Below are 21,117 nucleotides of genomic sequence, written 5' to 3'. Positions count from 1 at the left end.
TGGGATCCAATCTTTATGGCACTCGATCCAATCTGGAAACAGCAGCTCACACTCGTCACTTATGGCAATGAATTTCTCAACCAAGGTTTGAGTTTTCAACGTTGGTTGAATCACCACATTTTTGATCAGCACAGTTTCCATTTTCGTGATTTGCTATCACAGCATTTATTGGCTCAACATTTCCAAATTTGGCTAGAAGGCTTAAAAAAACAAGGGGTACAACGCTTAAGTTTACATAGCTCCAGCTTGCTGAATGATGAACAAAATCCGAATGCTAACGTTGAACTTCTTCCCTTTGCCCATTTTATTGTAAGCCACGAAAAAAATAAAAAGCAGGCATGGATTTTTGGTAAAGAACTTGCCGAGTGGTATAACGCAGAAAATGACTATGAAGCACCGGCATCCCAACAACCGCAAATTCGTCGAGAAACCTTTTGGCGCTATGAGCTGAACCATAAACTCATTAAACGCATCGAAGCAGATATGCAGTTACCAAAATGGGATGATATTCATAACTTCACTGAAGCAGAATTATTTTTACAAAAACCTGCGGAAGGTTTTATTGAGCCGGAGGTGTTAGGCACACCTTATTATGGTACGCAGCCTGATCCGAGCAGCGAATCGAATGAATCTACAAAACTTGCACTCTTGCCAACGGATGCACAAGCGGATTTTGCACATGATAGCTTACATCGCTTAGATGCATTAAACCGCCATATTCAGTCTAAAATTCAGCATCCCTATCATGCAGATGGCAGCATCTATACACCTGAAGAGCAGTTAAATTTGCGCCATTTTGCTCAAAAAACTGAAGATTTAACGGCTAAATTTATTGTAAAAGTCGCCAATCACTATAAAACTGCACGTTTAACTCCTGTGGTTGAAAGCTCTCCTCTGGATGGATTTAAAACGGAGCAAAGAAAATCATATCCTCAACATGCACACACGCCAAATCCAACCAATAAACCCGGTGCAGGTGGAGTGATTACTTTAATTATTATTACGGTAGTGATTTGCTTATTGGCTTATTACTTCGGACTTTAACTGTATAAATATGATCAACACTAAAAAGCCCTTCTCATAGAAGGGCTTTTTTATAAACATACTTCTGTATGAAAGATTTCAAAATTATGAGGTCGTTAAATAATTAAACGGACGAATTTCTAATCGAACGCGATGCTGATCGGCATGTTGATTAATATAATGACTGACAGAGACTACTTCCCCCTCAAGCTCTGCGTCTGCACCATACATGATTTTGACTGCCTCACCTTTGCGGGGAAGCATTTCGAGCTCTACAGTAATGCTACCTTGACCCATACCAACTATTTCAGCCAACATTTTATTTTCCTTTTGTTCTTTTCTATCCATACATTAGGCATGTCGCAAAGCGCGGTATAAAGATTATTTCTGTAACTTAACTGCACTTTTTATTGATAAAACATCAAAACTTAAACATCAAAAACATAAGAGTCCAATTGTTCTAAAAATGCATCAACTGCATTTGCAGACTTTAAACGAATCCATTGAATATGTTGATATTCAGGTGCATTCATCATCTGTAGATATTTTTCACGATTCTTTTTATGGGTCTTAATCATCGACCAGACAATGGAATCTCGACCAAACATCCGCCACAAACTTTCCTGATTATTTGAATCTGGCCAAAGATCTTGTTTGGACTTAGCCCGAGAAATTGCGCGCTTTACAGAGCGGTATAAATTGACTGGAAACGGAAGGTCTAACCATATCACCGTATCTATTTCAGACCATTTAACAGGAATCGCCCGAGTATAATTGCCATCAATAACATAACCATTTTTCGCTTTAGCAGTTTCAGCTTCAATACGTGCAAAAAAGATCTCATCAGGACATTCTTGCCAATCATCTAGCCAAAACAAGTTATCTAATTCAATGTAATGCAAACCAAGCTTTGTTGCCAATGCCCTAGAAAATGTTGATTTTCCTGTAGCAGATGTACCGACTACGTTTATTTTTTTCATTGTCATGATGATCTACTTGAGTCAAGTGAACCTACTTCAAGATAACAGTATTAGATAAGATAGGTTAACTTTTATTCTTCACGATAATTTAAAAGATCTGCATCGATATTGATAAAGTCAGGCTTTGGGATTTGTTCAAATTGAACGGCTAATATATGCGACTGACTGGTTATGCATGCTTTTGCGACTCGATGCATACCATCCATCACTCGACCACTAGCACATAAAATAATGGGATAACTTAAGTCCGCAGCATTTACCAATTCCAGATGTTCAATAATTTGCTGTGTGGTCGGAGCAGATTTTGGAAACCAATAAGCTTCGTTCAACTCTTGAATGTCACTTACAGGAATTTGCTGAACCTTGAAATTTTGACTGAGTTTTACTAAGTGATGTACATCCCAAATATACGTATCGTCGCCTACTTGGCGGAAGTGATACTGTTTGCGCATCAAGCAGTTACCTTTTAAGTCAAATTAAAGCTAAGATAGCTTACAATTGAAAAATAAAAAAATGCTTCATTATGATAAATCATTACGAGCAATTTATTCTTGGTTTGCAATATAACGCTCAACGCTTTTTTAACCAGAAAATTTACTATGACAAGATTTTGCACCCATGGTGCGGCCAAGCTTGCGACATTTTCTTGATTCGCGATTTTAAAACCAATGCATTACTACATGACTCAGTTGATCATTTGATTATGTATATGGCTGAAAAGCGGATTAGAACATGCTCACTTTATCCATTTGATCTTCTTTTTGAGCATGCAAAACTTAATCAACATCCTCATTTTGACTTTGTAAAAACCAACTACCCTCTTGCTGTTTTCCACAACAATTTAAATCAAGCCTTTGCACTGGTTCAAATCCAATCTGAAACGAAAATTTTAGATATCAGCCCTATTGGTGATCCTCGGGAGTTTTGGGGTGCAAGTTCCACACAATTTCATGACGCATTCGGACTGTTTACATTAATTGAGCTCAATCAACAACAGCGGAACGAATGCTTTTACTTTGATAAAAAATCGAGTTGGAGCAGTTTAGTAAATAGCATTCAACTGGATTTATTTGAACATCCGTTTTCTACCCATATTCAGCCTCAATTTAAACTAATCCATAATTTGTATTATTATGGCCTTCTGGATGACTCACTCCCTCTTTTGGAGAATCCTCAAGCTTCACCTCAAGTTGGATTAAGTCTGCTTGAAATGCTCAATTCAATCGAAGCTGCTATCCAAAATTTAAAACATGTAAAAAACGAAAGCTCACCGATCCATTTATTTACAACCGAAGAATATGCACAACTATTGGATTATGAGTACAAACTGTCAGAACACCATGTAGATGTCACGTGCTATACAGCCAATCATTTCAACCGCGAAAATTTAGTCAATGATGAAGAGAAAGCTTTACTCAAACAACTACAGAAAAAATACCCCAAAGTTAATTATTTCAAGTCGACATCTGATCAAGCTCTTTCCGCCACCAACACTTCAACAGATAAAGAGCCTGAAAAACCATGGGTTGTATTTTTTTCTTTAGTTTTAATTTTTGCCATGCTATTCGCTTTACTTTATGGCATTTATTTACTTTTTAAACAATTTGAGTTTATAAAATTTGCCGCAATCACAATTGGCATCATTGTGTTTTTAGCCATATGGTCGAAAAAATAAGATGTCTAATCAAATTCGTCCATAAAAAAAGACCGCTAAAAGCGGTCTTTTTTTAAGTCATAAAGACTTATGCAGCTAATGCATCTTTAGCTTTAGAAGCTAAAGCAGCAAACGCAACTGCGTCATGCATAGCGATGTCAGCAAGTACGCGACGGTCGATAATCACTTGAGCTTTTTTCAAGCCAGCGATCATACGGCTGTACGACAAACCATTTTGACGAGCACCAGCATTGATACGCGCAATCCATAGAGCACGGAATTGACGTTTCTTTTGACGACGGTCACGGTAAGCATATTGACCTGCTTTGATTACTGCTTGGAACGCTACGCGATATACGCGTGAACGAGCGCCGTAGTAACCTTTAGCACGAGCAAGAATTTTTTTATGACGGCGATGAGCCTGTACACCACGTTTAACACGAGCCATTTATAATCTCCTTAGATGTATGGGCACATACGGCGAACTGAAGCAACGTCACTTACGTGAACCATTACACAGCCGCGTAATTGACGGATACGCTTAGCAGATTTTTTGGTCAAAATGTGTCGTTTGAACGCTTGGTGACGTTTAAAACCGTTTGCAGTTGGCTTGAAGCGTTTAGCTGCACCACGGCGAGTTTTCATCTTAGGCATAAGAACCTCTTTTGAACACCTGTTCGGCACGTCTGCACCATTGCAAAGACGCCCTGCAGGTAAGGGAGCGAGTATTCTAAAGCATCTTTGCTCAAAACAAAAGCGAATCTTTCTACCGAATATCGAACTTAATTAATTTTCTGATATAGATTTTCCGATGATTTTATAAGCGATGCCCAATAAGGCTTATATAATGTCAGCACGCCAACTATTACTGTCCATTATGAAACCTGCACAGGATGCTTTTGCAGCCCTACGTTATCGGGATTTCTCGATTGTTACGCTCAATCAATTTTGCCTGACCTTAGCCATTTTGATTCAAGAAATTATCGTTGCTTATTCACTGTATCAAATCACCAAAGACCCGCTAACACTAGGCTTAATTGGTTTAGCCGAAGCAATTCCATTTATTGCTCTCTCTTTGTGGGGAGGATATTTTGCAGATCGTTTCAATAAACAGACCATTATGAAAATTTGTCTGTTTTTTTCTGTACCGATGCCACTGATTCTCTGGGGGCTATTTCACCAATATGGTCTCGGGCAAATTGATGTCACCCAACTGTCTTGGGGGATTTATGCAGTCATTTTTGGGCTTGGAACGATCCGAGGTTTCTATAATCCGTCTGCAACGTCGCTTAAACCTTTTTTAATCCCGCGCGAGCTCTATGCCAATGGTGCAACATGGACAACGATTGGTTGGCAAAGTGGGGTGATTATTGGGCCAATGCTCGGCGGTTTCATGTTGGCATTTTTGGGCCGTGAAACCAGTTTACTCAGTGTTGCGGCACTACTGACGGTCTGCTTCATCCTCATTAATCTGCTCAGTAAACGCAGTTTCCCTAAAATTGAATCTGACAATTTAAAAGATAGTTTAAGTGAAGGTTTTCGTTTTATCTGGAAAACCAAAATTGTCCTTTGGGCGATTTCACTCGATTTGGTTTCTGTGCTTTTTGGTGGGGTGATTGCCCTCTTACCGATTTTTGCCGAAGATATTTTAAAAGTGGGGCCTGAAGGTTTAGGCTACTTACGCGCAGCTCCGTCTATTGGCGCACTCATCACCATGATTGCACTAACCAAATTCCCTCCAACCCATCATGCATGGCGTAATATGTTATTGGCTGTAGCCGGTTTTGGTGTATTTACCATTTTATTCGCATTTTCAAGCAATCTTTGGTTATCACTCATTGCACTGGCAATGACTGGCGCATGTGACAGCATCTCTGTGGTGGTTCGCCAAACCATTTTACAGCTCTACCCGCCGGAAAATATGCGTGGGCGTGTTGCCGCGGTCAATGGCATGTTTGTCTCCAGTAGTAATGAACTCGGTGCATTTGAATCTGGATTGGCTGCAAAATATATGGGCACGATCATGGCGACACTGTTTGGTGGCTGTATGACCATGGCTGTAGTTGCGATCAGTTGGGCAAAAACCCGTGACTTGTTTGGGATCGACATTACCCATCAGTCAAAAAAATAATGGCATATTTTCCATTTAAACCTTGCCAGTATTTCCAATACAGGAAATACTGCGCAGCAATATCGACGCATTCATCACTCACTTTGTGATCTTAGAATAGACTTATGAAACAATATCTGTGCTTAACCCTTTTGGCCTGCGCTCCATTTTCTACAGCGTTTAGTGCTTCAACCAAAACCCATCAACTTCCGGCACAGAATATTGAAGTTGCTCCTGCGCATTTAACCACGCGTTTAAATTGGTCGGTTTTTCCAAAACCAGTATATGCCAATGAAGACCTCAAGCAACGTGACCGTGCAGCCATTATTCGTGTCACAGCGAATGCAAAAGGTACAATTACCGATGCAAGTGTTGAAGAAAGTACAGGTGTCGATCAACTCGACCGAATCTTAATTTCTGCTGTCAAAAAAGCTAAAGTCAAACCACATTTAGAAAATGGTGAAGCCAAAGCCATTATTGGCTATCAAGCGTTTAATTTGAGAGTTAAAGGCAATACGCCTGAATGTGATTTTAACTTTGATTCAAAAGTTTGGAATGCACAAAGTGCAGATAAGAAAACGCCATTCCAATATGTATCTCAACCAAAATTAGATCTCACTAGTCATGAATTGAAACAGCACGATCGTAAAGTCAAATTTAACTTTAAAGTGGATAAACACGGACAAGTAAAAAAGGTGAAGATCAAGCAAGGCTCTGGCATTTATGCACTCGATCAAAAAGTCGTAGAAGCACTAAGAAATAGTCAGATCTCGGTTAAACGTACTGCGAGCACCCTTTGGATCTACAAAAAGTCGAACTTTAAAGATGAAATTCAATTTAAAGTGAATGGCTGTAAATAAGTAATAGATTCAACATTTCAAACAGGGATTGAATGTTTCAATGCCCTGTTTTTATCTCAGAAGAAACCTAAAAATATAAGATAAATACAGAGATAACGCCCGGTTTTCGCTACGGTCACCATGAACACAAAGCGCCAGAAGTTTTCTTTCATTAAACCCGCAATTAAAGTAATAGGGTCTCCAATCATCGGCAGCCAACTCAGTAGCAAAGACCAATAACCATATTTGTGATAAATACCCTGTGCCTGCTGCATTTTCAGCTCTGACACGGGAAACCATGTTTTATTTTTATAATGTTCTACTTTTAAACCAAGCCACCAATTCACACAAGAACCGAGAATATTCCCGATACTGGCCACCACAATCAGCAGCCATGGATTGTGTTGACCATAAGTCAGCAAGCCGAGCAATACGGCCTCGGACTGTAAAGGAAGTAAGGTCGCAGCCCCAAATGCCGCGAAGAATAAAACTAAAAATGACCACATCGAAACGAATGCTTAAAAACCTAATTTTTTCTTCGACTTCAAATATTCAAAATTTGACCAAAGCATTGCTGCAACAATTACAACGATTCTCGACCATTTATATTGTGAAGAAATCGGTTCAATCGCAGCTCGCATCAAGTTTTGATCTTTGGTATGTAAATCTGCAAGAATATTTTGAACATGCACAATTTCAGCGACAAATAGCACTAAGCAGCCTGCAATACCAAAAATAATACTCCAATAGATTCTTGGGTTATTTTCAACAATACGGGTAAAATTTAAGAAAAAGTCTTTCATCGCAAAATCGTCCAACTAAGCCGTCAACAACGCGTTCTTTTCGGCAGCGCCGCATTCTAACACAGCGTTAGAATTTTCTTCCGCCCTATCTAAAATCTTAAGGTGAGTCTTTCCGCACTTTACTTTTATACATGAGACTTCTAATCTGCCACGCAAATATTGAATAATTTTAACTCACTTTATGAAAAAAATTCTTTGCTTAAGTTTTATTGTGTTATTACAAATTTTGACCACTTTATATGCACAAAGTCCTTCTGAAGTTGCCAAACAACACGTGATTACACAAGATCAAATGATTTGGCAAAAGCGACCTATCTTTAACTTCAACAATGACGATCTGGGCAATCAAAATCGTGACCTTAGTTTTAAATTGTATGTTTTAGCCACCGGCGAAGTTCAAAAAGCTGAATTAATCAAAAGCTCTGGACTTACACACATTGATAAGCGGGTTGAGCAGTCACTTTTACGTGCCAAGTTCAAACCTTATATCGAAAATGGTGTAGCCTCCCCCTTTGTTGCCTTACAGCCCTTCTCACTCAAGCCCCTGAAAGAAAACCAAAGACCTTGGTGGAAAAAGCTTCTATTTATTTCGTAAAAAAAGAGCATGTTTCCATGCTCTTTTTTTAAACGTGTATTGCTAAGGCTTTTTGTACCGCTGGACGGGCCGTCAGTCGATCGATATAGTCTTTCACGTATGGATAATCTTCCAACTGAATTTGCTGCCATTCATGAAGCAGTGCCCAAGGCAGAATAGCCATATCTGCAATCGAATACTCTCCAGCCACAAATTTTTGACCAATCAACTGATGGTTCAAAACTTTATATAAGCGTTTAGACTCATTTACATAACGTTCAGTTGCATACGGAATACGTTCAGGTGCAAAACGACTAAAATGATGATTTTGTCCTAACATGGGCCCAAAACCACCCATTTGCCACATCAACCATTGTTCAACTTCAACGCGCTCAAACTCATCTTCTGGATAAAACAAACCTGTTTTACGTCCAAGATATTGCAGAATCGCACCAGACTCAAAAACTGAAATTGACTCTCCTCGTGGGCCATTCTGATCCACGATTGCAGGGATTTTATTGTTCGGAGAAATTCTCAAAAAGTCTGGCTGAAATTGATCATTTTCCAAGATATTAATCGGAAAAATTTGGTATTCCAAACCCATTTCTTCTAAAGCGATGGTAATTTTATGTCCATTGGGTGTACCCCAATAGTAGAGATCAATCATCTATATTCCTTTTTAATTTTCAGTAAGGCAATCTCATTTTGCTTTATGTATAACATGTTTAATCCAGTGAAAGCTTGTCAGTTTTTCTGCAAAGTAACGTTAAAATGTGAATTATCACTTTGCTTTTAAAATCACTTAAGGTACAAAAATTCAAAAAATATAATTTTTTTTATAAAAATCCCTTGAAAAAAATCAGCACAGACCGATATTGATACATGTACAAGGATCAAACGATCTTGTTAGTGAACAGTGGATGCCAAGCATCACTGAACATTTCTTATTGTTACAACTTTGCTTATTAAAGAGAGTTCTAATTATGAGTAGTTTAAATCTTAACCCACTTTTCCGTCGTAGCATTGGTTTTGATCGTTTCAACGATTTATTTGATTATGCCATGCAAAGCGACACACCAAATTACCCGCCATACAATATTGAAAAAACGGCTGAAAATAGCTATCGCATTGTGGTGGCAACCGCAGGTTTTACAGAAGATGAACTTTCGCTAAACTTAGAAAATCAAGTGCTAAGCATTTCAGGTAAACCAACTGAAGCGCAAGATACAACTGTGGAATTCCTGCATAAAGGCATTGCTCGTCGTACATTTAAACTGTCTTTACGCTTAGATGAACATATAGAAGTGCAACAAGCCCTATATGAAAATGGTTTATTGACAGTGGACTTACAGCGTATTATTCCTGAAGAAAAACTACCACGCCAAATTCCAATTGGCAAAAAGGCATTGATAGAAAGTCCTGTCCAAGAAAATATCGCTGAGTAAACTCTCATAAAAAAAAAGACCCTTCGGGGTCTTTTTTATATTAAGAAAATTAGTTAGATTCAAAACATGACAAACAAGAATAAAAAATCATGCCATCTCAAGAATATAGTGTCTCGATTGCAAATTTTATGTTCTGATTTTTTATTCCAAACTAAATACTCCCTATAGGTGTTTTAATGAATCTTTGGTGGGTCTGGCTTACAAGCTGTTCATCCACTCTTTTTCAATTTTGGCGTATCTTGCAAAAAATAATCCTACTTTGTATTACTATCTATTTCTATGAAATGTACTTTGTTCTGATTGCTTTTATGACATGGAATATACGACCTAATATTACCAAGATGAAAATCTATTGGAGGGTACTGAAAATCCCCATCTCACGGCCGGTGTTATGTAAATAGATCTCACATAGTTAGCTCAATAAAAAGCTTTGCTCACTTTATACCTACATTAAAACTAAATTAAAGCATTTCAAAACGTCTGAATCGAAACAACGATTGAATATCAATTAAAATATAATCAAATTTGTCTTTCTTAAAGAAACTTACTTAATACCCTCAGACATAAGTTCGCATTCATGAATTTTGCTCTATTTTCCAATCAATACGCAGCAAAAATTATTGGTGCCCTTGAACATCATTGAGATTAAAAAACCAAAATATAGGCAAAAAAAAAGCACTGCAAATGCAGTGCTTTTTTAATGGATACTTACTTTTTCTTTTTAGGACCAAGCAGCATACCCATTTGACGGCCTTCCATTTTTGGTGTTTGTTCAACAACACCATAGTCAACCACGTCAGCTTCAATTTTTTGCAATTGAGCCAAACCTAACTGTTGGTGTGCCATTTCACGACCACGGAAACGAAGCGTGATTTTTACCTTATTGCCTTCTTCAAGGAACTTGATAATGGCACGTAGTTTAACGTTGTAGTCACCAACATCAGTACCAGGGCGTAGCTTGATTTCTTTCACCTGTACTTGATGTTGTTTTTTCTTCGCTTCTTTTTGCTTTTGTTTTAGATCAAACAAATGCTTGTTAAAATCCATGATTTTGCAGACTGGTGGCTCAGCATTAGCAACAATCTCAACAAGGTCAAGATCTACTGCTTCTGCAGCACGCAAAGCGTCAGCAAGAGATACAATCCCTTTTTGCTCGCCATTTTCGTCTACTAGACGGACTTCTTTTGCACGAATTTCATCATTCAAGGCAGGACGGTTTGATTTTCCGCCCTGTTGATTACGGTCAGGCTGTTTAATCGCTTTTACTCCACAATGTACCGGCCGCGTTCGGCTACGGCTGCTTTTACTAGGTCAACGAATGCATCAATTGACATAGTACCCAAATTTTTTCCAGAGCGAGTACGGACGTTTACAGTACCTTCCTCAACTTCACGGTCCCCAAGAACCAATAAGTAAGGAATACGCTCTAAAGTACGTTCACGAATCTTAAAGCCGATTTTCTCATTTCTCAAGTCTGAAATCGCGCGGATACCGCTTTCTTTAAGTTTAGCGACGACTGACTCACATGCTTCAGCTTGTGAATCAGTAATGTTCATCACACATGCTTGAATTGGAGACAACCAAGGTGGCATGAAACCAGCATAGTGTTCAATAAGTATACCAATAAAACGCTCGAAACTGCCAAGAATTGCACGGTGCAACATTACAGGCTGATCACGGTCGTTATCTTCAGTCACATAAGACGCATCTAAACGTTCTGGTAAGTTAAAGTCACATTGAATTGTACCGCACTGCCATACACGACCTAAGCAGTCTTTCAATGAGAATTCAATTTTCGGACCGTAGAATGCACCTTCACCCGGTTGAAGTTCCCACTCTAGGCCTGCAGCATCTAAAGCATCTGCTAAAGATTTTTCTGCCATGTCCCAAAGTTTGTCATCACCCACACGTTTTTCTGGACGTGTCGACAACTTCATTTGTACTTCTTCAAAGCCGAAGTCTTTATAAACATCTAATGTCAGTTTAATAAAGTCTGCAACTTCAGTACCGATTTGTTCTTTGGTACAGAAGATATGCGCATCATCTTGTGTAAAGCCACGTACACGCATAATGCCGTGTAATGAACCCGATGGTTCGTTACGGTGACATGAACCAAACTCAGCCAAACGAATTGGAAGATCACGGTAAGATTTCAAACCTTGGTTGAAGACTTGCACGTGACATGGGCAGTTCATTGGTTTTACAGCATAGTTACGGTTCTCTGAGTGAGTCGTAAACATGTTTTCAGCATAGTTTGCTGCGTGACCTGATTTTTCCCAAAGTGTGAAATCAACCACTTGCGGTGTACGGATTTCTTGGTAACCGTTGGCTTGTTGAACTTTACGCATGTATTGTTCAAGCACTTGGTAAATCGTCCAGCCGTTTGGATGCCAGAACACCATACCCGGCGCTTCTTCTTGCATATGGAACAAGTCTAACGCTTTACCAATTTTACGGTGATCGCGTTTTTCAGCTTCTTCAATACGTTTGATGTAGGCAGCTAGCTGCTTTTTGTCCGCCCAAGCTGTACCGTAAATACGTTGTAGCTGTTCGTTTTTCGCATCACCGCGCCAGTAAGCACCAGAGATTTTAGTCAACTTGAACGATTTTAAGAATTTAGTATTTGGAACGTGCGGACCACGGCACATATCCAAGTAGTCTTGATGGTAGTACAAGCCCATTTCAGTTTCTTCAGGCATGTCTTCGATCAGACGCAGTTTGTATTCTTCGCCGCGTGCAGTGAACTCTTTGATCACTTCATCACGTGGAGTCATTTTTTTGATGACATCATAGTCTTGGTCGATGAGCTTTTTCATGCGCTCTTCGATTGCTGCCATGTCATCTAAAGTAAACGGACGTGGCATCCAGATGTCATAGTAGAAACCTTCTTCAATGACAGGACCAATGACCATCTTTGCTTCTGGGAACAATTGCTTAACTGCATGACCCACCAAGTGCGCACAAGAGTGACGAATAATGTGAATACCATCTTCATCTTTAGGCGTGATAATTTGTAGGCTAGCATCTTCTGTAATTAAATCAGACGCATCAACTAAACGATCGTTTACACGACCCGCAACTGTATTTTTTGCTAGACCAGGACCGATGCTTTGAGCAACTTCCATCACAGATACGGCATGATCAAATTCTTTTTGATCGCCATTTGGCAAAGTGATAATTGGCATATAAAAATCCTTAAGGAGTGATGCCCCGTACAATGGAGCATGTCACCGCGAGATTATGATCGAGGGAGACCCTCAAAAGATAAAAACGGTGGATAAATAAAATTCGACCTAAATTTTACACGCCCTGCCAACTTTAATAAACCTCTAATCCCATGGAAGTTGATTTTTCTACCGCCTTTTACAAGACTCCTGATAATTCAAGCAGATTTCAGCCGAAATGCGCTTTATGCTGTCAACATAATAATCACGTTCTAATTCATAGAATTATTCCGAATTTCGAACACCTATACCCACTGAACTCTCTATGTAGGCAGGTATCATGCAAGCACATTCACTTATATCTTGGTCTAGTTTAAAACCGCTCCAACCCGCTTATGCCCTTGCAGCCAATGTCGATCTTGTGGTCTTACGGCTCGAAGATGATGATGTAGAAAAAGTCGTGGTCATGTATGGTCGCTGTCAGCATCGCGGCGCACTCATGGCCGATGCCCATATTCAAGGAGATAAAATCGTCTGTGGGCTGCATGGCTCTCACTATATTTATAAAACTGGCATCAACCCACGTTATCTGAATAAAAATCTGCAAAAGTTTAAAGCGTGGGTGGAAGGCGATCAGGTGTATGTCGATCTTGAAGAAATACAAGCGTGGGAGAAAAGAAATCCTCAACAATATAAGCGTGATCAATACCAAGGCCTATATGCTGATTCCGCGCCCGCGCCAGAAGAACCACATAATAAATTGATCTTAGAACTCGCACGAAATGGCTTAAGTAAATTTGGACATCATGGTCCGACAGCGGCGATGGGCGTGCCTTTTAATCAACTCCCGAAATGGGAGGACATTCAACTGATCACCGCACAACTGTGGAAAATTCCATTGTTAGATGATGCACCCATAGCAACCGAAGTGGTAATTGGCCCAAATGCTAAAAAACCATTAAAACTCAAAATCCCCCTGTTTGTGTCAGATATGAGTTTTGGTGCGTTATCTCAAGAAGCCAAAGTTGCCCTTGCAACAGGTGCTGAACTTGCAGGTACAGGCATTTGTTCAGGTGAAGGTGGAATGCTTGCTGAGGAACAAGCGGCCAATTCACGTTATTTTTATGAACTTGCATCGGGTCGTTTTGGCTATGACATCGAAAAAGTTAAAAAGTGTCAGGCCTTTCATTTTAAAGGCGGTCAAGCTGCAAAAACAGGTACGGGAGGACATCTGCCAGGCCATAAAGTGGTTGGCAAGATTGCAGAAGTGCGCAAATTACCAGAAGGCACCGCAGCCATTTCTCCTGCAACTTTCCCCGACTGGACTCATCTTTCACAATATCGTGAATTTGCAGAATATGTCCGAGCAGAAACCGGCGGCATCCCGATCGGCTATAAACTCTCCGCACAGCATATTGAACGTGATATTGACGCAGCACTCAGCATCGGTGTGGACTATATTATTTTAGATGGTCGTGGCGGTGGAACAGGTGCAGCCCCAACCTTATTCCGTGACAATATCTCTGTACCGACCATTCCTGCACTTGCACGAGCACGTCGTCATTTAGACCGTTTAGGACGGTCAGATATTAGTTTAGTGATCACAGGTGGACTTCGTGTACCCGCTGACTTTATTAAGGCACTAGCTTTAGGTGCAGATGCCATCGCGATTTCAAACTCTGCCATGCAAGCCATTGGCTGTTTAGCTATGCGTGCCTGTCAGACCAATGATTGTTCTGTCGGCATTGCCACACAACAAGATCATTTACGTCGTCGTTTAGAAATAGACAAATCGGCACAACAACTGGCGAATTTTCTAAATGCATCTGTTGAACTGATGCAAGTCATGGCTCGTGCCTGCGGACATCATCATCTGAATCAATTCTGCAAAGATGACCTGACCACATGGAAAAAAGAAATGTCGAACCTCACGGGTATTCACTACAGTGGATTTGAGTAAGCTTCAAATCATGAGCTTTTTTCAAAACAATTGAACCTAAAAAGAGTCCAAACGGGCTCTTTTTTATTCTTTGAAGGTCTCAAAGGCCATGAATTGATCGGCTTGGTACAACCAAAGCTGCGCAAATTGAGGGATGATCATTTCACTTTGTGCAGGACGTAAAAAAATATAATCATCTACGTCTATGCTGCTTGTCTGTGGAATTTGCACAAGTTCCTGATTACTACTACGACCATATAATGCATGGGGCTGACTGCCTTGAGGATAAACATAGTCCCCTCGCCAATAGCCTCCATAAATAAATACAGCCTGATATTTTGCCCAACGACTGAGCCATTCTAACTGTGGTAATTCAGTCCGCGGCAACACTTTTAACACAGGCGTGGCGATCCACAAGGCACTTTGGAAAGCTTGTAAATTTTTCAGTTCAAAATCTGCAGGTTTTAATAACATTGAGCCAAACGAGACTTCGTTACAGACACTCTGCTGACAATGAAAACTAAAACTAGGACTACCACCACCATTCCAACAGGTGTGTTCATCACATAAGGTTGGGTAGCGCTGTTGTACATAAGCTTTGAATTGTTGATAACTTTGCTGGGACTGTTGATAAGTCTGTTCAGCAGATTGGATCAGCCGTGGAATCTTCGCCACATGTGCGTCATAGCCCATTAATCCTGAAAATTTTAAATGTTGGGGATGTTGAACGATTAGATCCAAAACAGCCTTTAGCTCATGGATCGTTTTCAGGCCACCACGATGTAGCCCCACATCGATTTCGATATTGATGCGTAGACACAGTTGATGCTGCTCAGCAAATTTGAGGTATTGGGCTAAACGCTGTTCACTATCAATCAACCATTGCACTTGCGATTGCGTTGCCTGCAAAAACGCCTTGTCTGCATGGTTCAAAGCCTGAATCGGCATCGGTTTTCCAAACAACACATCGGCTTGGGGTATCGATTCGAAAAGTGTTTTTAGATGTGCAAAATGAAATAGCATGAAACGCTGTGTCTTGAGCTGTGTAGCACAGTGTTGAAGCAGAGCCATGCACGCCAAGGATTTCACCACCAAGCGCGGATGCAGACGCTCTGGCATTTGCTGCTGAGTGATCACCAAGTTGTGATTTAATGCATCAACATCCACAATTAACTGGGGCATCCCCGTACCATTTTGTTTTAACAGCGAATTCAACTTTTGAAAATATGCATCCATGCCATCCCCTTTTTCATATCGTTCAATTGGTCTTCAACGTTTAACGTTCCACGATGCTTATTCAATCAGTATTTGCTGTAGCTCTGGACTGAGCCACTTTTGCTTCGGATCTAATTCTTGTCGAATATTTAAAAAATCCTGCCACTTGGGGTACACATTTTGAAGCTGCCGCGCATTTAGGCTATGCAATTTCCCCCAATGTGGTCGCCCGCCATATTTAAAAAAAATCGGCTCCACCAGCTTAAAGATGACTTGATAATCTTGCTTATAGAACTGATGCACCGAAATTGAGGCCGAATCTTGCTGATAAAACGGACTGAGCCAAATATCATCCCCACGTACAAGTCGATACTCTAGCGGAAAAAACATCGGCACCTTATGACGTCGAAGGGTATGCAAAATTTCTTCTAAACAATTCATCCCGTGTTGCAGGGGAATCTGGTATTCCATCTCATTAAATTTTGTATTTCGAGCAGAAGGAAATATTCGACTTGACCAATCTACGCTCATCGAAGGTTTGACAAAAACACCCAATAATTTTTGTAGCCATGGATTCAGTGGTGGAAAGAATCGCGTCAATTCTGCACAAAATTTGAGTAATACGTCGTCATCTAAGCACTGTTCTTTCCGCGGTTGAAGGTCATCTTCCGTCTCATCTAAGGTTTTTAAAATAACCTGATCGGCATGACTAAATGCCCAGAACTCAATATGTCGATGTGCATATTGCCATTGCTGCATATTCTGCATGACATCTTTCAGCGGACATAATCGCGTCTGTTCTTTGAGTTTATACATCGGTCGGTTTTGCAGCTGTACATGCGTCAGCACGCCTAAACTCCCGAGTGAAACACGCCCTGCTTGGAAAATTTCGTTGTTCTGTTCAGCACTGCATTGTATTAATTCACCCTGCGCGGTTAATAATTCAAACCTCGTAACCAGCGCCGATAAACACGGTAATTCGAGTCCGGTACCATGTGTTCCTGTTGAAATAGCTCCAGCCAAACTTTGACGATCAATATCACCTTGATTAATCAGTGCCTGATCAAAAGCCGCGAGCTTCTCCCCCAAATCAAATAATCGTGTACCAGCTTGGACGGTACTTTGGCAGCGTTCTACATCGATATCTAGAATGCCTTTGAAATGATCTAAACTTACTAAGGTATCTGTGGTTTTTACCAAAGGGCTAAATGAGTGCCCTGCACCGACCATACGAATCTTAGGATGGGATTGCACCACATCCATTAATTGCTCAAGATTTTGCGGTTGTATAAATGACTTCGGGATCGACTTCTGAGCACCTGACCAATTTTCCCATGCAATGTCGTGTTGAATTGTCATATTCATCCTTGTCGCCATACTTTTTATTGTATTTAGCCGTATTGTTTTATTTTTGATTCCGCTTTTGCAATGTTAATGCGCAAGCCATCTTGATTTTTTACTTAGATTATACGAAGTTCTGTATCTTCTCAAATTTAAGTTTATTGTTATAAAACAGCAAATAAGAAACGATCAATTAAAAAAATATCATTCGTTTATACCCCCACACAGACTATTCAATGCGCTCCACATTATTCGTTAAGCATCATTCAAACCGAATCAATAAAAAAGATCACACACGGAAATATCTACCAAATCAGTATAAAAACCAACAACAACTATATATTTTTCAACTAAATTATTTATGCTAAAAAATCAATTTTGAGAACCACAGGGTTCATTTTCGTCACTTTACTGTTTTTATTTTATTCAATTTCAATAACTTAAAAATTTAGTATAAATACTCGACTAAAGCATAAATGCAGAGAAGCTACGGACTGAATTATTGTTAAGTCAGATTTAAAACAAATAGACATGGACTTGGAGTACCACGATGGTTAGCGCATACGATGAATTGCCACGGACCCCGGCAAATTTTGTGGCACTTTCGCCTCTACGTTATTTAGAGCGTGCAGCTTATATTTATCCTGATCAGGATGCCATTATCCATGGCAATCGTCATATTTCATGGCGCCAAACGTATAACCGCTGTCGTCAATTTGCACATCAGTTGCAACAATTAGGCATTGGCAAAAATGACACCGTGTCTGTGTTATTACCGAACATTCCGGCTATGGTTGAAGCACACTTTGCCGTACCGATGGCCGGTGCGGTACTAAATACACTAAATACACGCCTTGATGCGAAAACCATTGCCTTCATGCTGGAACATGCAGAAACCAAAGTCCTGTTGGTTGACCCTGAATTTGCTCAAGTTGCCACCGAAGCTTTGGCTTTGATCGATCAAGACATTTATGTCATTGATGTTGCAGATGCTGAATTTGAAGGCACAGCACAACCGATTGGACAAATTGAATTTGAAGACTGGTTGGCGCAAGGCGATGCCAACTTTGAGTGGCACTTACCTCAAGATGAATGGGATGCGATTAGCTTAAGCTATACCTCAGGCACCACAGGGAATCCAAAAGGCGTGGTGTATCATCACCGCGGCGCATATATCAATGCAGCGAGTAACATCATTGCTTGCGGCATGACGCCACGTGCAACGTATCTGTGGACGCTTCCTCTATTCCACTGTAATGGCTGGTGCTTTGCTTGGACAATGGCAGCCAATGGCGGAACCAATATTTGTCTACGTAAAATTGACCCTGAACTGATTTTCAAATTGATTGCAGAACACAAAGTAGATTATTTCTGCGGTGCGCCAATCGTACTTTCAATGATGATCAATACGCCTGAAGAGAAAAAAGCACAATTTGACCATCGCGTTGAAGTGATGGTTGCTGGTGCAGCGCCACCTGCAGCGATTATTGAAGGGATGCGTAATATTGGTATCAATGTCACACATGTTTACGGTTTGACTGAAACCTATGGTCCATCAGCACTTTGCGCATCGCAAGCTGGTTGGTCCGATCTTTCCATTCAAGAACAAGCACAGTTGCATTCTCGCCAAGGTGTGCCGTACCCGCTTCAAGATGGCATGAAAGTCATTGATCCTGAAACCATGTTACCTGTTCCGCATGATGGCCAGACCATGGGTGAAATCATGTTCCGTGGCAACATCGTAATGAAAGGCTATTTGAAAAACCCAGAAGCAACGGCTGAAGCCTTTGCCGGTGGCTGGTTCCATACCGGCGACTTAGCAGTCTGCCAACCTGACGGTTATGCCAAAATTACTGACCGCTCTAAAGATGTGATCATTTCAGGGGGTGAAAACATTTCATCGCTCGAAGTAGAAGAAATTCTATATCAGCACCCTGCTGTACTGACCGCTGCAGTGGTTGCAAAACCTGACCCTCGTTGGCAAGAAGTGCCTTGTGCCTTTATTGAATTAAAAGCAGGTAAAGAAGCAACACCTGAAGAACTGATCGAATTCTGTAAGCAGCACCTTGCACGTTTCAAAGTACCTAAAGATGTAGTGATTACCGAAATTCCAAAAACCTCGACAGGTAAACTTCAGAAGTTCGTTCTCCGTGAATGGGCTAAAGAGCGCGCTGTTGGTGAATTTGGTTAATGTTAAAACTCAAAAGCCAAGCATGATTTTTTCAATCATTTAAGCAACAAAAAGCGACCTAATCAGGTCGCTTTTTTGATGTGAAGTCTATAACTTCACGTTTTGCTTCAATGATCAGATCATATTGAATTCTCTGATCATTGAGCTATCTAAGCACTTGGCTATCTAATCATGCATTAGTTATCAGATAATAAAGCTACTTGTTGAATGTAGTTAAACAATTTCAACTTTGACGCAGTCAGTTCTTCTTCGCTTACATTTTTGGATATATCACGTTGAATACGCAAAATATGCTGACGAATGGGATGATGTTCAGCAGCATTATGTGCTTTCATGAACTCTTTAATGACTGGATCACCTTGGGCAATCATACGTTCAGTCCAGCGTTGAAGCTGCGCTGTTTTTTTCGCACCTTGCTGCGGGGTTAAGTAAGATAAAATCATGGTTTCATCTTCATTACGCAGTAATTTACCTACACGTTGAAACTGACGGCGTCGCGCTTCATGTGAAGTAATTGTTTGTGCATCTAGTAGTGCTTCGATCAGACGCTCTTCAACAGGAAGATTTTTAATCTGTTTAGGATTCAGTTTTGCAAGTTCCTCGCCCAAAGCAGCCATACGTTGTACAGCTTTCTTTTGCTCAGTTTTACTTGCACGTCCTTCTAAGGATTCAAAGTCTTCTTCGGTATAGCGGTTCGGTCGACGTGCCACGTTTAATCTGCCTCGTAAAATTTTGCCGCAAACAGTGCTTGAATTTCAGATAAAGCTTTTTCTTCATCTGCACCTTCAATCACTAAGCGTAAAGTTGTGCCCTTGCCTGCGCCAAGCATCAGCAAAGACATAATATTTTTGGCATCTACTAATTTTCCACCCTTACCAATTTGAATCGACGAGCGAAATTTGGTCGTGACTTCGATTAGCTTGCCAGATGCACGCGCATGTAAACCCAGTTTATTAATTACGTCAACAGTTGTGTCGATCATGACCAGTGCTTCATTTCTCTATGTAGAACCTGAATAGACCATTTTGCCTCAAGTGCTTTTTTTAGTCTATCTACGATATATACCGAACGGTGTTGCCCACCTGTACAACCGATCGACACTGTCATGTAATGACGATGCCCTTCGGCAAATGCCGGCAGCCATTTATCCAAGAAATGATAAATATCTTGGAACATTTCATTGGTTTGTTCACTTTGCTGTAAAAATTGACGAACTGGCTCATCTAATCCTGAATACTTACGTAATTCCATATCCCAGTGCGGATTAGGCAAATGACGGACGTCAAAAACATAATCTGCATCGAGTGGAATACCATGCTTATAGCCAAAAGACTGTAAGATCAAAATTAAATTATCTGCCTGTCCAAGTTTAGACAGCAAGGTATGTTTTAAATCATGTACGCTCTTGTCTGTAGTATCAATATGTACTGTCGAGCGTAATTGAATCGGCAACAGTAAAGATTTTTCTTCCTGTATGCACTCATTTAAACTTTTGAAACGACTTGCCAACGGATGGGGACGTCGAGATGAACTGAATCGCGCAATCAATTCCTGATCACGCGTGGTCAAATAAATAATATCGACTGAGCCATGGCGTTGTAGCTGTTGAAAAACCAAATCGAACTCTTGTAAATCTGCACGTGTACTGCGGACATCCACACCCAGTGCCAATTGTTCAAGATTATTTTCTGAATCGAGTTTTTCAACAATTTCGGGGAGTAAGGCCAATGGCAAATTATCGATACAGTAATAGCCTAAATCCTCAAGTATCTGTAATGCAGATGACTTTCCAGATCCAGATTGTCCTGTAACAATTAAAATGCGCTTCATCGCTTGCTA

23 protein-coding genes are annotated in these 21,117 nt (G+C 40.4%); 8 read left to right on the top strand and 15 right to left on the bottom strand.

Annotation, left to right across the window (positions count from 1 at the left end; genetic code table 11):
- The first annotated feature begins 15 nt into the window (after positions 1-15).
- Positions 16-1,044 carry a hypothetical protein gene (locus G0029_RS02740; RefSeq protein ID WP_180106378.1) on the top strand — a complete coding sequence of 343 codons (1,029 nt, stop codon included), beginning with the start codon at positions 16-18 and terminating at the stop codon, positions 1,042-1,044.
- Between the two features lie 84 nt (positions 1,045-1,128).
- On the opposite strand, the gene G0029_RS02735 is transcribed toward G0029_RS02740, so the two are convergent.
- From G0029_RS02735 to G0029_RS02725, 3 genes are all read right to left on the bottom strand, one after another.
- Positions 1,129-1,341: a hypothetical protein gene (locus tag G0029_RS02735; RefSeq protein ID WP_180106377.1), complete on the bottom strand. Its 213-nt coding sequence runs from the start codon at positions 1,339-1,341 to the stop codon at positions 1,129-1,131.
- A 110-nt stretch (positions 1,342-1,451) separates the two neighbouring features.
- Positions 1,452-2,003: an adenylate kinase gene (locus G0029_RS02730; protein WP_180106375.1), complete on the bottom strand. Its 552-nt coding sequence runs from the start codon at positions 2,001-2,003 to the stop codon at positions 1,452-1,454.
- A 71-nt stretch (positions 2,004-2,074) separates the two neighbouring features.
- Positions 2,075-2,455, bottom strand: coding sequence for a hypothetical protein (locus G0029_RS02725; protein ID WP_111884723.1), 381 nt, complete (start codon positions 2,453-2,455; stop codon positions 2,075-2,077).
- 251 nt (positions 2,456-2,706) lie between these two features.
- Here G0029_RS02725 and G0029_RS02720 point away from each other — a divergent pair, with 251 nt between their 5' ends.
- Positions 2,707-3,678, top strand: coding sequence for a hypothetical protein (locus G0029_RS02720; protein WP_180109690.1), 972 nt, complete (start codon positions 2,707-2,709; stop codon positions 3,676-3,678).
- Positions 3,679-3,745: 67 nt separating this feature from the next.
- Here G0029_RS02720 and rplT read toward each other — a convergent pair whose 3' ends face one another.
- Both rplT and rpmI read right to left on the bottom strand, forming a co-directional pair.
- On the bottom strand, positions 3,746-4,105 hold the full coding sequence (gene rplT, locus G0029_RS02715; protein WP_004647525.1) for a 50S ribosomal protein L20: 360 nt from the start codon (positions 4,103-4,105) through the stop codon (positions 3,746-3,748).
- A gap of 11 nt (positions 4,106-4,116) precedes the next feature.
- The gene (rpmI, locus tag G0029_RS02710) at positions 4,117-4,311 is read right to left on the bottom strand and encodes a 50S ribosomal protein L35 (protein ID WP_065994397.1); all 195 of its coding nucleotides are present in this window, start codon (positions 4,309-4,311) and stop codon (positions 4,117-4,119) included.
- Between the two features lie 223 nt (positions 4,312-4,534).
- Here rpmI and G0029_RS02705 point away from each other — a divergent pair, with 223 nt between their 5' ends.
- Positions 4,535-5,788 carry an MFS transporter gene (locus G0029_RS02705; protein WP_180106425.1) on the top strand — a complete coding sequence of 418 codons (1,254 nt, stop codon included), beginning with the start codon at positions 4,535-4,537 and terminating at the stop codon, positions 5,786-5,788.
- Positions 5,789-5,892: 104 nt separating this feature from the next.
- Positions 5,893-6,627 carry an energy transducer TonB gene (locus G0029_RS02700; RefSeq protein ID WP_180106371.1) on the top strand — a complete coding sequence of 245 codons (735 nt, stop codon included), beginning with the start codon at positions 5,893-5,895 and terminating at the stop codon, positions 6,625-6,627.
- Between the two features lie 56 nt (positions 6,628-6,683).
- Here the strand turns inward: G0029_RS02700 and G0029_RS02695 are convergent, their stop codons facing one another.
- Positions 6,684-7,112, bottom strand: coding sequence for a YqaA family protein (locus G0029_RS02695; protein WP_180106369.1), 429 nt, complete (start codon positions 7,110-7,112; stop codon positions 6,684-6,686).
- Between the two features lie 12 nt (positions 7,113-7,124).
- Complete coding sequence (locus G0029_RS02690; protein ID WP_180106367.1) at positions 7,125-7,409, bottom strand: hypothetical protein; 285 nt, start codon at positions 7,407-7,409, stop codon at positions 7,125-7,127.
- A 181-nt stretch (positions 7,410-7,590) separates the two neighbouring features.
- Here G0029_RS02690 and G0029_RS02685 point away from each other — a divergent pair, with 181 nt between their 5' ends.
- The gene (locus G0029_RS02685) at positions 7,591-8,004 is read left to right on the top strand and encodes an energy transducer TonB (protein ID WP_180109689.1); all 414 of its coding nucleotides are present in this window, start codon (positions 7,591-7,593) and stop codon (positions 8,002-8,004) included.
- A gap of 28 nt (positions 8,005-8,032) precedes the next feature.
- Here G0029_RS02685 and G0029_RS02680 read toward each other — a convergent pair whose 3' ends face one another.
- On the bottom strand, positions 8,033-8,650 hold the full coding sequence (locus G0029_RS02680; RefSeq protein WP_180106363.1) for a glutathione S-transferase N-terminal domain-containing protein: 618 nt from the start codon (positions 8,648-8,650) through the stop codon (positions 8,033-8,035).
- A gap of 316 nt (positions 8,651-8,966) precedes the next feature.
- On the opposite strand from G0029_RS02680, the gene G0029_RS02675 reads away from it, so the two are divergent.
- Positions 8,967-9,428, top strand: a complete 462-nt coding sequence (locus G0029_RS02675) for an Hsp20 family protein (protein WP_078192642.1) — start codon at positions 8,967-8,969, stop codon at positions 9,426-9,428.
- Positions 9,429-10,136: 708 nt separating this feature from the next.
- On the opposite strand, the gene infC is transcribed toward G0029_RS02675, so the two are convergent.
- Together infC and thrS are read right to left on the bottom strand one after the other, a co-directional pair.
- Entirely contained in the window at positions 10,137-10,685 is a 549-nt protein-coding gene (gene infC / locus G0029_RS02670; RefSeq protein ID WP_078192643.1) for a translation initiation factor IF-3, read from the bottom strand.
- A 5-nt stretch (positions 10,686-10,690) separates the two neighbouring features.
- On the bottom strand, positions 10,691-12,613 hold the full coding sequence (thrS, locus tag G0029_RS02665) for a threonine--tRNA ligase (protein ID WP_078189589.1): 1,923 nt from the start codon (positions 12,611-12,613) through the stop codon (positions 10,691-10,693).
- 319 nt (positions 12,614-12,932) lie between these two features.
- Here thrS and G0029_RS02660 point away from each other — a divergent pair, with 319 nt between their 5' ends.
- Complete coding sequence (locus G0029_RS02660; protein WP_180106362.1) at positions 12,933-14,552, top strand: glutamate synthase-related protein; 1,620 nt, start codon at positions 12,933-12,935, stop codon at positions 14,550-14,552.
- Between the two features lie 63 nt (positions 14,553-14,615).
- Here G0029_RS02660 and G0029_RS02655 read toward each other — a convergent pair whose 3' ends face one another.
- Together G0029_RS02655 and G0029_RS02650 are read right to left on the bottom strand one after the other, a co-directional pair.
- Positions 14,616-15,767: an alanine racemase gene (locus G0029_RS02655; RefSeq protein ID WP_180106361.1), complete on the bottom strand. Its 1,152-nt coding sequence runs from the start codon at positions 15,765-15,767 to the stop codon at positions 14,616-14,618.
- A 57-nt stretch (positions 15,768-15,824) separates the two neighbouring features.
- The gene (locus G0029_RS02650; RefSeq protein ID WP_180106423.1) at positions 15,825-17,105 is read right to left on the bottom strand and encodes a D-arabinono-1,4-lactone oxidase; all 1,281 of its coding nucleotides are present in this window, start codon (positions 17,103-17,105) and stop codon (positions 15,825-15,827) included.
- Positions 17,106-17,637: 532 nt separating this feature from the next.
- Here G0029_RS02650 and G0029_RS02645 point away from each other — a divergent pair.
- Positions 17,638-19,278 carry an acyl-CoA synthetase gene (locus G0029_RS02645; protein ID WP_180084654.1) on the top strand — a complete coding sequence of 547 codons (1,641 nt, stop codon included), beginning with the start codon at positions 17,638-17,640 and terminating at the stop codon, positions 19,276-19,278.
- Positions 19,279-19,454: 176 nt separating this feature from the next.
- On the opposite strand, the gene yjgA is transcribed toward G0029_RS02645, so the two are convergent.
- Genes yjgA through rapZ form a run of 3 tightly spaced genes read right to left on the bottom strand, consistent with a single transcriptional unit; the run spans position 19,455 to position 21,108 of the window.
- Entirely contained in the window at positions 19,455-19,988 is a 534-nt protein-coding gene (gene yjgA / locus G0029_RS02640; protein ID WP_180106360.1) for a ribosome biogenesis factor YjgA, read from the bottom strand.
- 2 nt (positions 19,989-19,990) lie between these two features.
- Positions 19,991-20,260 carry an HPr family phosphocarrier protein gene (locus G0029_RS02635; protein WP_067763492.1) on the bottom strand — a complete coding sequence of 90 codons (270 nt, stop codon included), beginning with the start codon at positions 20,258-20,260 and terminating at the stop codon, positions 19,991-19,993.
- The gene (gene rapZ, locus G0029_RS02630) at positions 20,257-21,108 is read right to left on the bottom strand and encodes an RNase adapter RapZ (RefSeq protein WP_180011688.1); all 852 of its coding nucleotides are present in this window, start codon (positions 21,106-21,108) and stop codon (positions 20,257-20,259) included. The genes G0029_RS02635 and rapZ overlap by 4 nt, the downstream gene beginning before the upstream one ends.
- Positions 21,109-21,117: the final 9 nt, after the last annotated feature.

This window comes from Acinetobacter sp. YH12138, from assembly GCF_015218525.1.
GTDB classification, from domain to species: Bacteria; Pseudomonadota; Gammaproteobacteria; order Pseudomonadales; family Moraxellaceae; genus Acinetobacter; species Acinetobacter amyesii.
The sequence above is the reverse complement of the archived record's forward strand: the minus strand, read 5'-3'. Positions and strand labels throughout refer to the sequence as shown.